The sequence below is a fragment of the Streptomyces sp. NPDC085524 genome, assembly GCF_044541755.1.
Taxonomy (GTDB): domain Bacteria; phylum Actinomycetota; class Actinomycetes; order Streptomycetales; family Streptomycetaceae; genus Streptomyces.
The window spans coordinates 346,934-360,264 of record NZ_JBITTH010000006.1 but is presented as its reverse complement, the minus strand read 5'-3'; the positions used below and the strand labels follow the sequence as shown (position 1 = coordinate 360,264).

Annotated in this window: 14 protein-coding genes; 10 read left to right on the top strand and 4 right to left on the bottom strand. The window is 72.9% G+C overall.

Annotated features, from left to right (window positions below; genetic code table 11):
- Window positions 1-251 precede the first annotated feature (251 nt).
- The gene (locus ACIGFK_RS12155) at window positions 252-632 is read left to right on the top strand and encodes a hypothetical protein (protein ID WP_376659907.1); all 381 of its coding nucleotides are present in this window, start codon (window positions 252-254) and stop codon (window positions 630-632) included.
- 112 nt (window positions 633-744) lie between these two features.
- Here the strand turns inward: ACIGFK_RS12155 and ACIGFK_RS12150 are convergent, their stop codons facing one another.
- Window positions 745-1,698: a TetR/AcrR family transcriptional regulator C-terminal domain-containing protein gene (locus ACIGFK_RS12150; RefSeq protein WP_400051423.1), complete on the bottom strand. Its 954-nt coding sequence runs from the start codon at window positions 1,696-1,698 to the stop codon at window positions 745-747.
- Between the two features lie 184 nt (window positions 1,699-1,882).
- Here ACIGFK_RS12150 and ACIGFK_RS12145 point away from each other — a divergent pair, with 184 nt between their 5' ends.
- The 3 genes from ACIGFK_RS12145 (at window position 1,883) to ACIGFK_RS12135 (ending at window position 4,007) form a co-directional block, all read left to right on the top strand.
- Window positions 1,883-2,992: an FAD-dependent monooxygenase gene (locus ACIGFK_RS12145; RefSeq protein WP_376659909.1), complete on the top strand. Its 1,110-nt coding sequence runs from the start codon at window positions 1,883-1,885 to the stop codon at window positions 2,990-2,992.
- A gap of 128 nt (window positions 2,993-3,120) precedes the next feature.
- Window positions 3,121-3,528, top strand: a complete 408-nt coding sequence (locus ACIGFK_RS12140; RefSeq protein WP_376659910.1) for a hypothetical protein — start codon at window positions 3,121-3,123, stop codon at window positions 3,526-3,528.
- Between the two features lie 89 nt (window positions 3,529-3,617).
- Window positions 3,618-4,007, top strand: coding sequence for a hypothetical protein (locus ACIGFK_RS12135; protein WP_376659911.1), 390 nt, complete (start codon window positions 3,618-3,620; stop codon window positions 4,005-4,007).
- Window positions 4,008-4,099: 92 nt separating this feature from the next.
- Here ACIGFK_RS12135 and ACIGFK_RS12130 read toward each other — a convergent pair whose 3' ends face one another.
- Complete coding sequence (locus tag ACIGFK_RS12130; protein ID WP_376659912.1) at window positions 4,100-4,651, bottom strand: nucleotidyltransferase domain-containing protein; 552 nt, start codon at window positions 4,649-4,651, stop codon at window positions 4,100-4,102.
- Between the two features lie 120 nt (window positions 4,652-4,771).
- Between ACIGFK_RS12130 and ACIGFK_RS12125 the strand changes: the two genes are divergently transcribed.
- Together ACIGFK_RS12125 and ACIGFK_RS12120 are read left to right on the top strand one after the other, a co-directional pair.
- A complete protein-coding gene (locus ACIGFK_RS12125; protein ID WP_386467903.1) occupies window positions 4,772-6,664 on the top strand; it encodes a C1 family peptidase in 1,893 nt (630 codons plus the stop codon).
- A gap of 32 nt (window positions 6,665-6,696) precedes the next feature.
- The gene (locus ACIGFK_RS12120) at window positions 6,697-7,002 is read left to right on the top strand and encodes a protease inhibitor I42 family protein (protein WP_400051419.1); all 306 of its coding nucleotides are present in this window, start codon (window positions 6,697-6,699) and stop codon (window positions 7,000-7,002) included.
- 73 nt (window positions 7,003-7,075) lie between these two features.
- Here the strand turns inward: ACIGFK_RS12120 and ACIGFK_RS12115 are convergent, their stop codons facing one another.
- The gene (locus ACIGFK_RS12115) at window positions 7,076-8,251 is read right to left on the bottom strand and encodes a DUF418 domain-containing protein (RefSeq protein ID WP_400051417.1); all 1,176 of its coding nucleotides are present in this window, start codon (window positions 8,249-8,251) and stop codon (window positions 7,076-7,078) included.
- A 145-nt stretch (window positions 8,252-8,396) separates the two neighbouring features.
- On the opposite strand from ACIGFK_RS12115, the gene ACIGFK_RS12110 reads away from it, so the two are divergent.
- Genes ACIGFK_RS12110 through ACIGFK_RS12100 form a run of 3 tightly spaced genes read left to right on the top strand, consistent with a single transcriptional unit; the run spans window position 8,397 to window position 11,471 of the window.
- Window positions 8,397-9,059, top strand: coding sequence for a GntR family transcriptional regulator (locus ACIGFK_RS12110; RefSeq protein WP_400051415.1), 663 nt, complete (start codon window positions 8,397-8,399; stop codon window positions 9,057-9,059).
- Between the two features lie 5 nt (window positions 9,060-9,064).
- Entirely contained in the window at window positions 9,065-10,447 is a 1,383-nt protein-coding gene (locus tag ACIGFK_RS12105) for a nitrate/nitrite transporter (RefSeq protein WP_400051431.1), read from the top strand.
- A 19-nt stretch (window positions 10,448-10,466) separates the two neighbouring features.
- A complete protein-coding gene (locus ACIGFK_RS12100; protein WP_400051413.1) occupies window positions 10,467-11,471 on the top strand; it encodes a helix-turn-helix domain-containing protein in 1,005 nt (334 codons plus the stop codon).
- 32 nt (window positions 11,472-11,503) lie between these two features.
- Here the strand turns inward: ACIGFK_RS12100 and ACIGFK_RS12095 are convergent, their stop codons facing one another.
- The gene (locus ACIGFK_RS12095) at window positions 11,504-12,334 is read right to left on the bottom strand and encodes a maleylpyruvate isomerase family mycothiol-dependent enzyme (RefSeq protein ID WP_376659918.1); all 831 of its coding nucleotides are present in this window, start codon (window positions 12,332-12,334) and stop codon (window positions 11,504-11,506) included.
- Window positions 12,335-12,481: 147 nt separating this feature from the next.
- Between ACIGFK_RS12095 and ACIGFK_RS12090 the strand changes: the two genes are divergently transcribed.
- Window positions 12,482-13,273: a carbon-nitrogen family hydrolase gene (locus ACIGFK_RS12090; RefSeq protein ID WP_376659919.1), complete on the top strand. Its 792-nt coding sequence runs from the start codon at window positions 12,482-12,484 to the stop codon at window positions 13,271-13,273.
- The last annotated feature ends 58 nt before the right edge of the window (window positions 13,274-13,331 follow it).

Below are 13,331 nucleotides of genomic sequence, written 5' to 3'. Positions count from 1 at the left end.
CGCCCGGGCCGCGGCCGGGCGCGGGGCGCGGCGGGCGGTGGCGGGCGCTGGCGGCGGTGGGCCCGGGGGCGGGGCGGCCGGCGCCGCGCCGACTGCGGACCACGCCGGTTGGCGGTGCGGAACCGGGCCCGGCGACTACGCGGAGCCGGGGCGGGGCTACGTCACGGTCGCCAAGTCCGGACCATTGCCGCGCGCTCCCGGGACCCACCACTCTGGCGTGGACATGCCACTCGACGCGTCGGAGGAACCCGATGTTCACACGCAAGGCCGCCGCCACCCTGGCGACCCTGGCTCTCACCGCGACCGGCCTGCTCGCCGTATCCACAGGTACGGCCCAGGCGGGCGCCCTGGCCTGTAACGACACGGCCCGGAACTACGTGACCGACGAGGTCAACACCTGGCCGCACGACGTGCTGGCGGTGACCACGTCGTACTGCAACGACATCAACGTCAAGGCGAACGCCACCGCGAAGGTGCGTACCTGCTTCGTCCCCTCCAGCGGCGGCTGGTACTGCAATTCCTTCCGTTGGGTGTACGCGGGGACCTGGGGCCTGGCCGCGACCGACGTGAAGGACGGCACGAAGTTCTACCTGGAGTTCGACCGGTACTCGACGGGCCGCGTCTCCTACTGACCCGCCCCCCGTGCCGCCGGGCCGTCGATCGCGGGCTCCGCCCAGACGGTCCTGCCGACGACGCGCCCGGCGGCCCCGGCGGCCCCGCACCGCTCCACGACCGCCGCCGGGGCTACCGGCCCTCGATGACGGGCGCCAGCCCGTCCAGGAGGGCCCGCAGGCCGAATTCGAAGAGGTGGTCCAGCCTCAGGTCGTAGCCGTCCTCGAAGGAGCCGACGACCTTGGCGAAGGCCGGGAAGCGGCCGGACGACACCAGGTCCCCGAGCGCGACCGCACGGCTGTCCATCCACTGCTCCTCCGACTGGCCCGTCGTGGCCTCGGCCTGTGCTTCCGCCTCCAGGTGCGCCGCCAGCCCCTGTACGTGGCTGTAGAGCAGCACGTGGATGTCGAACACCGTCTCCGGGGCGAGGCCGTGCCCGTCGAGCGCGCCCAGCACCCACTCACCGTGGACCATCAGGTTCGGCACGAGCAACGGGCGGGTGAGCGAGCCGAGTTGTGCCAGCCACGGGTGCCTGCGGTGCAGGCTCCACAGGGTCCGCCCGCTCAGCTCGATGCGGGAGCGCCAGTCGGCAGGGGCGTCGGCCGGGTAGGACTCCTCGCCGAACGCCGCGTCGGCCATGAGCAGGACGAGGTCCTCCTTGCTCGGCACGTACCGGTACGTCGACATCGGCGCGACGCCGAGCCGGGCCGCGATCCCGCGCATGGAGAGCGCGGCGAGCCCTTCGGTGTCGGCGATCTCGACGGCGGTGCGCACGATCCGCTCCAGGCTCAGCTCCCGCTCCGGGTCCGGGGCGGGTGGCGGGCGCCGCCGGGGCGGGGCGGTGCCGGGAGCGGTCCCGGCGACGACCGTGCCCGTCCGGGGCCGGGTCTCGACGAGGCCCTCCATGCGGAGGGTGGTCAGCGCCTTGGTGGCGGTGGCGAGTGCGACCCCCCATTCCCTGGCCATCTGCCGGGTCGAAGGGACCGGGTCCCCCGGGCCGAGCTCGCCCTCGGTGATGCGCCGCCGGATCTCGGCGACGATCCGCAGATAGGGCGGATCCCCCGCTGCCCCTGTGGCCTTCGTCACGTTCTGCCGCCTCCCTGGTCTGTACTAGTGCAGAGGGTAGCAGCGACGATCCTGCTCGCGGAATCAACTGCCCTAGTACAGCACCGGTATTTGCCCAGTTGAGGAGCCTGTGCGTGCACCGTACGGTCAGTCATACGTACACCGTACGAGCAGCCGCAGCACCACACGCCGAAGGGGAAATGCCATGCAGACCGTACTCATCTCAGGTGGCGGGATCGCCGGTCCCGTGCTCGCCCACCGGCTGCGCCGCCACGGCTTCCGTCCCACCGTCGTCGAGCGCGCCGCGGGCCCCCGTGCGGGCGGCCAGGCCGTGGACATCCGTGGCGTCGCGCTCGACGTCGTCGACCGGATGGGCCTGCTGGAGCGGGCGAGCGGCGTCCGCACCCGCATGCGCGGCATGTCCGTCCTCGACCCGGAGGGCAACGAGGTCCACCGCTCCACCGAGGCCACCTTCAGCAGCGGCCGGCTCGACGGCGAGGACATCGAGGTGCTCCGCGAGGACCTGGTGCGGATGGTGCACGAGCACACGCGCGAGGACGTCGAGTACCTCTTCGACGACACCATCACCGCACTCGAGGAGCAAGGGGCGGGCGTGCGCGTGGACTTCGCCCGCCACCCGTCCCGCACCTTCGACCTCGTCGTCGGGGCGGACGGGCTCCACTCCACCGTGCGGCGCCTCGCCTTCGGGCCCGAGGAGGGCTTCACCCACCACCTGGGCAGCTACCTGTCGGTGTTCGGCGCGGAGAACTTCCTGGGCCTGGACGACTGGCAGCTGTGGCTGACCGACGGTGACACGGGCTTCGGCATCATGCCCGTGCGCGACAACACCGAGCTCAGGGTCGCCTTCGGCTTCGAGTCCGGCCCGCTGCCGGACCACCTGCGCCGGCCCGCGGCCCTGCGGGAGACCGTCGTCGGCAAGCTGGAGGCCCTGCGCTGGGAAGGGGCCCGGCTGGCCGAAGCCGCACGCAAGGCCCCCGACTTCTACTGCGACGCCATGGCCCAGATCCGCATGGACCAGTGGTCGAGCGGCCGGGTGACCCTCCTCGGGGACGCGGGCTACTGCCCGTCGCCCCTCTCGGGGCAGGGCACCAGCATGGCCCTGGTGGGCGCCTACGTCCTCGCCGACTGCCTCGCCCAGGCGCCGGGCGACCACCGCACCGCGTACGCCGCCTACGAGCACCGGATGCGCCCGTTCGTCACCGCCAACCAGGCCCTGGCCACGGAGAACCCCGGCGGCCCGGCCTCGGAGGAATCCGTGGACCGCGCCAAGAACGCCATCTCCCTGGATGCCTGAGGCCGCCGGGCGCATTGCGCGCATCCTCAACGAACCTTGCGCGGCCCGCACAGCAACGTCGGTCCGGGATTCCTAGGCTCCCCGAAGTACAGGAATCAACGACTGAAACGAGTGCACGCATGTACCGGATGAGCACGAAGAAGACCGCCCTGAAGCGGCGCGTGGCCGGCGTGGCCGCCGTGGGCGCCGCGCTGCTCGGCACCACTGTCCTCACCGCCGCCCCCGCGCAGGCGGCAGGATCATGGCACTGCAAGAACATCGGTGCCGGCGACCTGTGCATCAGGACCGTGTCCAACGGCTGGGATGCCAAGTACGCCAAGTACAGCGGAACGCCGGCGAACGTCGACTTCAACCTGACGTGCACCGGCTCGAAGGACGGCACCTGGGGTGACGGCGGCGCCTTCTGGATCTCTCCGGGCGAGACCAAGACGTACACCTTCTCCCTCGGACGCGACCCCTACGACATCAACACCACCTGCATGGTCGTGCTGATCGACCTCAACAGCCGTGGCCGCTGGTACACCGACTGGGTCTAGCCGATCCCGGAGAAACGGCCGAAGCACGTTCCGTAACTGCCCGGTGGAGGCCGCCGCAAAGGCCCCCCGGCGAAAGAGATTGGCCTGTCATGACACTCGCACGTACCCGGCGTCTTGCCGTCGCCGCCGCATCCGCCGCCCTTGCCCTCGGTGGCATCCTGACCACGGCCGGCTCCGCCAGTGCCTCCCCTGGCGAGAGCACCTGCAGTGTCCGCAACGGCGTCGGCACGGTCTGCATCTACGAAGGCAGCAGCGGTTACAACGCCAAGTTCTACAGCAGCATGTCCGGCAAGGTCGACTTCAACCTGCTCATCCACAACGGCATCCAGCACGTGGGTGACGGGGGCGAGTTCTATGTGACGTCGGGCGGGACCTACTCCTACTACTTCGCCAGCGGCAGGCAGCCCGACGCCGCCGTCTGCATCTACTCGAGGGACGGCCAGTTCGGGCAGTTGTGCACGCCGGTCCTGACCAACTGACGGCCGGGCAGCGGCACGGACGACCCGCCAGTGGCGCCTGGCCGCCGTCCCCCGGCATGCGCTGAGCACCGGTCGGTACGGCGCCCACGGCGTCACCGATCGGTCGGTGCCGAAGCTCCTGTAGCCGCCGTCCCGGTGGCGGCCAGGGCCGCCTCCAGGCGGGCCGCGTCCTCGGTGTCCTTCCGGCGCCGGGGGCGGCCCGGGACCCAGACCGGCATCATGCGCTTGATCTCGATCTGAGCCTCGGGCGAGACCACCGGGCAGGCGAGGCCGCGCAGCCGACCCGGTTCGGGGGAGGAGAGCATCCCCTCCGGCCACGCGGTCCCCGCCCACGGGCCGCCCGCCACCACCACCCGGCCGTCCGCGTCCCGCGCGACCAGGGCGAAGCTCAGCTCCTCGCCGTCGCGTACGAGGTCCAGCTGCTGGTCGTCCGCGCGCAGGACCCCGTACCCGCGTGCCGTGAGGAGCTGCGTCAGCCGGTCCGCGTCCCGTGACCAGGCGAACCAGTCCACGTCCTCGTGCGGCCGGGTGATCTCCCCGAGCCAGAAGTCCATCGCCCAGCCGCCCCGCAGCCAGACCTCCACGCCGAGGGCCAGAACCTCTTCGATCATGGCCAACTGGCGTTCCTCGCGTGCCTCGTTCATCCCTGCACCGTACGTGCCCCCGCGTGCCCCCGCGCGACCGCGCGGACCCCCTTGACGGTCCCCGCGGCCGGGGGGACGCTCCCGGGTCTGGCATTCGAACGGTTGCAGCTGGGGGGCGTCATGCCGGAGGAGCACGTCCAGTCGGCGGGGGAGCTGCGGGCGCGGCTCGCATCGCGTGGGGCGCGGTGGTCCGTCTCGGAGCACCTGGCCGACGACGAGCCCGTGCCGAGGCCTTCGCTCGGCCTGGAACCCGGGGCGAACCTGACACCCGCCGAGGAGGCGGGAACGGTCGATCTGCGGGGGCTGATCGGGCACGCGAGCGGCAATGCGCACCTGACCCGGCGCCGCGCCGCCCACGGGCTGATCCCGGGCGCCCCGGCCACGGGCACTGCCCGGCCCGCCGCCGTCGACTGGCGCAGCCGCTGGGGCTGGCCGTGGATCACCAAGGTCAAGGACCAGAACCCCTGCGGCTCCTGCTGGGCCTTCGGCGCGGCCGGTCTCGTGGAGTCGATGGCCCGCATCGAGCACGGCGTGTGGGCGGAGCGCTCCGAGGGCGACGTGCACGACGGCCTGCGGTTCAGCTGCGGGCAGGGCTCCAACCCCGAGACCGCGCTCGACTGGGTCAGGGACAACGGCGGGCTCGCCGACCCGGACTGCTGGCCGTACAGCGTCCCGCCCGACGGACTGCCCGCCTCCCGCCGCGACGCCTGGCGGGCCGAGTACACGCCCAGCTGGGACCGCTCGGGGAGAACCGTCCGGATCACCGACTACGTACGCCTCGGCGACGTGGAGCAGCAGAAGGTGTGGCTGGACACGGTCGGCCCGCTCACCGCCTGCTTCGACGTCTACGACGACTTCTTCGGGCTCGGATCGGGCGTCTACCACCGCACCAGCGACCACCTGGCCGGCGGGCACTGCGTGCTGATCGTCGGCTACGACGACGCGGCCGGCTGCTGGCTGTTCAAGAACTCCTGGGGGACCGGCTACCACGTCGGCGGCTACGGCCGGATCGCGTACGGCGAGGCCGGCATCGACCACTGGGCCAAGTGCGGCCTGCGCGGCACCAACATCGACCCCTGGAGCAAGCGCCGCCTGCACACCGGCAACGTCTACGAGAGCGGCAACGGCCGCGCCCACCGCAACTTCGAGCTGCTCGGGACGACGACGGGCAACCGACTCCAGCACTGGTGGCGCGACGGCGACTCCCCCTTCCTCTGGGCCCGCGGGGGCATCTTCGCGAACGACGCCTCCGGCCAGCCCGCCTTCACCGGCACCACCTACAACCGCAACATGGAGTCCCTGCACGTCACCACGGGCGGCCGGCTGCGCCACTGGTACTACGAGCAGTCGGCCCGCGTCTGGCGCGACGGCGGTGCCTTCGGGCCGGGCGACGCGGCGATCGGGTCCACCCCGGCCTTCATCCAGAGCGACTACGGCAAGCCGGGCAACTTCGAGGTGGTGGTCCGCACCGTGGACGGCCGCCTCAATCACTGGTGGCGGATCAACGGCGCGCCCTGGACCTGGAACGACGGCGGCCGCTTCGCCTCCGGCATCGCCCACTTCGGTCCCGCCCTCGTCCAGACCCGCAGCCGCCACCTCGACCTGGTCGCCGCCCGCACCGACGGCCGGATGCAGCTGTGGTGGCGCGACGACCCGAACGGCTTCGTCTGGCGGGCCGGGGAGGTCTTCGGCAGCGGTACGGCGGCCGTCTCCGCGCCCTGCCTGATCGAGGCCCAGTACGGGGCCGCCGACGAGGACACCGCCGGGAACTACGAGCTGTGCGTGGCCGTGGCCGGCGGCCGCGTCGAGCACTGGTGGCGCGGGAACGCCTCCGGGTCCCCGTGGACCCGCAGCGCCGTCTTCGGGCACGACGTCGCCGCGGTCACCGGGATGCTGCAGGGCAGCTTCGGGTTCAACCTGGAGGTGATCGTGCTGCGCACCGACCGCATCCTCCAGCACTACTGGCGCAACGGAGCGGGCTGGCACGAAGGGTCGGTGATCGGCCCCGTCTGAGGACACGGGCCGGAGCGGGAAGGTCGTGGCGGGTGGAGGTACGCGAGGTCGCCCTCGCCGCCGGCGAGTCGTACGAGCTGACGCTCGCCGGGCGCGGTGCGCGCGGGTACGTGTGGACCTGGCAGGTGACCGGCGACGAGGACGCCGTCTCGGTGAGCGAGGCCGCGCCCGCCACGGAGCGGCCGCTGCCGGGCGCCTCCCTGGAGCGGACGTACGTGGTCCGCGGCCGCTGCCCGGGCGGGCGGGCCCGGATCCGCTTCGCCCAGATCCGGCCGCCGTACCCGCAGGAGGCCCCGTACGACGAGTTCGTGCTGGAGGTGGAGGTCACCGCGGGCTGAGCCCTCCACCGCTTGCCGGTACCTGCCGGTCGTCGCCCGCAGGGAACCCCCTCCGCCCGCGGGGAGGAGCCGGTCACCGGCTCCTGAGCGCCCACTGCTGGACGGATTCCAGCGGGCCCCGCTCGAAGCGGCGCAGCCACAGCCCCGATCCGGCGGCCAGCGCGAGGGACACCGCCGCCCACAGGCCCATCACCCACCAGGGACCGCTGCCGCCCAGGCGCTCGGCCAGGCCCAGGCCGATGCCGTAGCAGAGCAGCATGCAGAGCAGGTTCTGGGCGACGTAGCAGGACAGGGCGGTGCGCCCGACGGAGCCGAGCGCCTTCGCCCCGGGCACCGCGAAGCGGTCGAGGGCGGTGCCGATCAGGCCGATGTACCCGACCGCGATCAGCGGCGCGATGCCGTAGCGGCCCAGTACGAAGAAGTCCTGCCCGCCGAGGGCCGCGGCCGCGCCCAGCGGCAGCCCGAGGCCCAGTCCCCAGGCCGCCATCCGGACGCGGATGCGCCGCCCGGCGGCGGTCGGGGCGAAGGCGCCGGCGCGGTGCAGCCGGACCCCGAGGAGGAAGAGGAGGACGAGCAGCCCGAAGGTGAAGACGGGCTCGATGCGCAGGGCGGCGAAGTGGTCGAGCCGGAAGGCGATCTGGTCGGCCCAGCTGCCATGGGCGTAGAGCCGCACCGCCTCCGGGGCGGGGGTCTTCGGGCCGCCGTCCGGCGTGGCCAGGTCCCCCAGGGTCACCAGCCCGACCAGCGTCAGGTGCACCCCCGCGGCCGTCCACAGGGCCACCCGCCGTACGCGCTCCGAGCGGGCCAGGAGCCAGGCGACGAGGAGCGCGGTGACGGCGTACCCCATCAGTACGTCCCAGGCGAAGACGAGGAGGAAGTGGACCGTGCCCTCCAGGAAGAGGAAGGCGGCCCGGCGCGGGTACCGCCCCGGCCAGGGCTCGCCGCGCCGGGCGGCGGAGTCGTACTGGATGGCCAGGCCCACGCCGAACAGGATCGTGAGCAGCGACAGGAACTTGCCGTCGGCCAGGAAGCGGAAGACGCTCTCCACGACGGTGGCGGCAGAGGGGTCGGCGAGAGGGTCGGGCGCGCTGAGCCCGCCCTGGAGCACGCTCCACTCCGAGCCGGGGGAGGCGAAGATCCAGACGTTGGTCATGAGCGTGCCGAGGACGGCGGCGCCGCGCAGGACGTCGAGGAGCGGCAGCCGAGCGGCCGTCGTGCGGTCCGCGCCGGCGAGGAGTGTGTCGGCCATGACTTCAGGGTCCCGGCGGGCGCGGCCCCGTACGTCCTGCCGGTGGACGAAGCCCCGGTACACCCTTCGATGCAGCGGCGGGCGGACGGCGTCCGCATCATGGACGGCGCCCGGCTTGCACCCCTGTTGTATCTATGCTGTGCGCATGCCGGCCCCAGCCACCCCCGCAGTCGCCCCCGCCACCGCCGCCGAACGCGTCTACCAGCACGTCAAACAGGGCGTGCTCGACCGCCGCTACGAAGGCGGCAGCCTGCTCACCGAGGGCGAACTCGCCGAGGCCGTCGGGGTGTCCCGCACTCCGGTCCGCGAGGCGCTGCTGCGGCTGGAGACCGAGGGGCTGCTGAAGCTGTACCCGAAGAAGGGCGCGCTGGTCCTGCCCGTCTCCGCGCAGGAGATCAACGACGTCCTCGAAACCAGGCTGCTGATCGAGGAGTTCACCGTACGCAGGGCCGTCCCGGCCCCACCCGGCCTGCTGGACCGGCTCGCCGGGCTGATCGAGGAGCAGCGCCGGTACGCCGCCGCGGGCGACCTCCCCGCGATGACGGCCGCGGACCGGGCCTTCCACGCCGAGATCGTGGCCGCCACCGGCAACCAGATCCTGGGCCGGCTCTACGACCAGCTCCGCGACCGGCAGCTGCGGATGGGCGTCGCCGTGCTGCACGCCCACCCCGAGCGGGTGGAGCGGACGCTCGCCGAGCACACCGAAATCCTGGACGCACTGCGCGCCGGGGACGCGGACACGGCCGCCGCGGCCGTGCGCGGCCACATCGGGCGGGTCGAGGCGCTGGTGCGGGGGCAGGGCCGGTGACCGCGCTGCCGAAGGACCCTCCGGGCGGGCGCCGGGCCGTCGCCGTCTGGTGCATCGGCGTCGCCGTCTACTTCGTCGCGGTGATCTTCCGTACCAGCCTGGGCGTGGCCGGCCTCGAAGCGGCGGACCGCTTCCACGTCAACGCCTCCGCCCTCGCCGCGTTCTCGCTCCTCCAGCTCCTCGTCTACGCGGGCATGCAGGTCCCCGTCGGCCTGATGGTGGACCGGCTCGGCACCAAGAAGGTGCTGACGCTGGGCGCGGTGCTCTTCACCGTCGGGCAGCTCGGCTTCGCGCTCTCGCCCTCGTACGGGATGGCGCTCGCCGCCCGCGCGCTGCTGGGCTGCGGCGACGCGATGACCTTCATTTCCGTGCTGCGGCTCGGCACCCGCTGGTTCCCGGCCCGCCGCGGCCCGCTGATGGCCCAGCTCGCCGGGCTGGTCGGCATGGCGGGCAACCTCGTCTCCACCCTCGTCCTCGCACCCGTCCTGCACGGGGTCGGCTGGACGGCGGCCTTCGCGGGGAGCGCGGCGGCGGGGCTGGTGGTCCTGGTGCCGCTGGTGCTGTTCCTGCGGGACAACCCCGAGGGGCACGGGCCGCCCGCGGCCGCGGCGCGGGGCGGGAGCGGCTTCGTACGCCGCCAGATCAAGGAGTCCTGGAGCGAGCCCGGCACCCGGCTCGGGCTGTGGGTGCACTTCACGACGCAGTTCCCGGCGATGGTCTTCCTGCTGCTGTGGGGCATGCCGTTCCTGGTGGAGGCGCAGGGGCTGTCGCGGACCACCGCGGGCGGGCTGCTGACGCTGGTCGTCGCCTCGAACATGGCGCTCGGGCTGGTCTACGGCCAGATCATCGGCCGCCGCCAGTCCTCGCGGATCCCGCTCGCGCTCGGCACCGTCGGGGTGACCGCGCTGCTGTGGGGGTCGGTCCTGGCCTACCCGGGGGACCGGGCGCCGATGTGGCTGCTGGTCACGCTGTGCCTGGTGCTGGGAGGCTGCGGCCCGGCGTCGATGATCGGCTTCGACTTCGCCCGCCCGGCCAATCCGCCGGAACGTCAGGGCACGGCCTCCGGGATCACCAACATGGGCGGTTTCATCGGCTCCATGACGACGCTGCTGACGGTGGGCATCCTGCTGGACGCCACCGGGGACGACTACCGGATCGCCTTCTCGACGGTGTTCGTGCTCGAGGCGCTGGGCATCACCCAGATCCTGCGGCTGCGCGGCCGGGCCCTGGCCCGCGAGGCGACCCGGGCCCGCGTCACGATCCCTGCGCCTTCGGCACCGCAGGACCCGCACCCGCACCCGCACCCGCATCCCCACCCCCACCCGCAACCGGAACCGATCCCGCGTGCGTGTCCCGTTCCGGAGACCTCGGGGAAGGGGTCCCCGTAGCCGAGGGGGAACTGCCGGAATGTGGATCAGGGCGACCGCCGCCGCGGTGCCGGTGGCGGAGAGGTTCGAGTGGTTCCGCGACGTCGTCGCCTCCGCGCTGCTCCCGACCGCGATCATGAGCGAGCGCCGCGCCGACTTCCACGCGGAGGCGTCGACGATCGGCCTGGGGGCGACCCAGCTGTCGAGGTTCTCGCACTCCCCCCTGCACTCGCGCCGCACGCCCGCCCTGATCCGGCGCGGCGACCCGGAGCAGTACCAGCTGGCACTGATCACCGGCGGCCGGTGGTGGATGTCCCACAACGGCGGCGACGAGGAGTTCGGCGTCGGCGACATGATCCTCTGGGACACCTCGCGCCCCCAGGAGACCGTGGCCCACCCCGGGCGGGGCCCGAACCGGTCGGTCATCATCCACCTGCCGAAGGACGTCCTGCCGCTGCGGTCCGGCCGGGTCGACCGGCTGCTGGGCCGGCGCATCGCCACGGACAGCGGCATGGGGGCCGTCCTGGCCCGGTTCGTCGCCTCGCTCGGCGAACACGCCTCCGCCTGCGCACCGCACGAGCTGAGCGGGCTCGGCGCGGCCGCGGTCGACCTCGCCGCGGCCTGCTTCGCGCACCGCGTCGACGCCTACGGGGAACTCCCCGTCGAGACCCGCGCCCGCGCCCTGCGCGAGCGGATCGACGCCTTCATCGAGCACCACCTCGGTGACCCGCAGCTCACCCCCGGCACCGTCGCCGCCGCGCACAACATCTCCGTACGCGGACTGCACGCGCTGTTCCGCAAGGAGGGCGGCGAGAGCGTGGCCGCCTCCATCCGCCGCCGCCGTCTGGAACGCTGCCGCACGGACCTCTCCCGCCCCGACCTGGCGGCCCGCCCGGTCCACGAGATCGCCGCCCGCTGGTGCTTCCCCAACGCCCCGTCCTTCAGCCGCGCCTTCCGGGAGGCGTACGGGATCAGCCCGAGCGAGTACCGGCGGGTGGCGGGGGCGCCCACGGGGCTCCGCGGCGAACCCGGCGGCAGCCGGTAACGGCCCCGCCACGGCGTCACCGCGTCACCGCGTCACGGCGTCACGGAGAAGTTCGCCAGGATCGCGTCCGCCAGCTCCTGGTCGCCCTCGACCTTCACCCGGTCCGCGACCGTACGCGGCCGCACGCGCCCCGCCGCGAGGCGGACGTACGTCTCCCAGTCCAGGGTGAGGGTGACCGCCGGGCCCAGCGACGGCGACTTGTCCAGGGTCCCACGGCCCTCCGCGTCCACGCGCACGGTCCGCATGAACTCCAGCGGGCCGTGCACGTCGAGGACCACCGCGGAGTTCGCCGGCGCCCCCGCCAGCTTCGCGACCACCTTCGGCAGACCGGCGAGGAGGATGTCCCGGGCCACGTACGCACCGGGCGAATCCCAGTTCCCCGGCGCGCCCAGCGCCGCCCGCAGGTCCTGCTCGTGGATCCACACGTCGAACGCGCGCAGCCGCAGCGCGTGCTCCAGCGTCACCTGGTCGCCCAGCGGCCCCCGCACGAGCGTGTCCGGATCCCGCTTCTCGTTGCGCAGCTGGCGCGAGCGGCGGATGACGGTGTACTCGAGCTCCGAGGTCATCTCCGGGGCGGTGTGGTGACGGCGTACGTCCACCTGCACCTCCATGTACCGGCTGAACTCGTCCACGACGTGCCGCAGGTCCCGCGCGACGGTGTGGATCGGCCTCGGGTCACCGAGCTGCTCGCATTCGATGCCGATGATGTGTGATACGACGTCACGGACCGACCAGCCCGGGCACGGCGTCGCACGGTTCCACTCGCCCTCCGTCAGCGGGAGGACCAGCTCGGATATCGCCTCGATGGAGTGCGTCCACGCTTCGGCATAGGGCTGGAGGCTGGGATGCGGATGGACGGTCAACGGGACCCCTCGCGGTGCTGTTCAGTGGCGCGTTCGGAAGCAGTGGCTCGCTTTCCAAAACTACGCTGCCTGTGAGCACCCCGGCAGTGCTTTCGTGTGACGATCGTAGGCCCGAGTTGACGGCTTGAACGCCAGGACGGTGGTAGTGTGCGCGCCTCGCTGATCCAAATCGCAGTGAACGAGGGCGAGTCGGTGTCTTCCCGACGTGTCCGAGTGGCCGATCTCGTACGGGAACAGGCCGGGTCAGATCTTGTCGTCCTGCCCGAACTGTGGACGGTCGGCGCGTTCGCCTACGAGCTCTTCGAGACCGAGGCCGAACCTCTCGACGGTCCGACGTTCGAGGTCATGTCCGAGGCCGCCCGCGACGCGGGGGTCTGGCTGCACGCCGGCTCGGTCGTGGAGCGCGCCGGCGACGGCTCGCTCTACAACACCGCCCTCGTCATCTCCCCGGAGGGCGAGCTGGCCGCCACCTACCGCAAGATCCACCGGTTCGGCTTCGACCAGGGCGAGGCGGTGATGATGACCCCCGGCGACTCCCTCACCACGGTGCGGCTGCCGGAGCAGACCCTCGGCATCGCCACCTGCTACGACCTGCGCTTCCCGGAGCTCTTCCGCGGCCTAGTCGACGCCGGCGCCACCACGCTGGTCGTCGCGGCCGGCTGGCCCGCGCGCCGCCGCGCCCACTGGACGCTGCTCAACCGGGCGCGGGCCGTCGAGGACCAGTCGTACGTCCTGGCCTGCGCTCTGGCCGGCACCCACGCGGGCGTCGAGCAGGCCGGGCACAGCCTGGTCGTCGACCCGTGGGGCGAGGTCCTGGCCGAGGCGGGCCCCGGCGAGGACGTCCTCACGGTGGACCTCGACCCGGCCAAGGTCGCCGAGACCCGCGAACAGTTCCCGGCTCTGAAGGACCGCATGCTGGGGCTGCGGTCACCGCGCTAGCGGCCCGTGGTCGGGGCGTGGGGCGCCATGCCCCTCTGGCTCCAGAGGAGCGCACCGT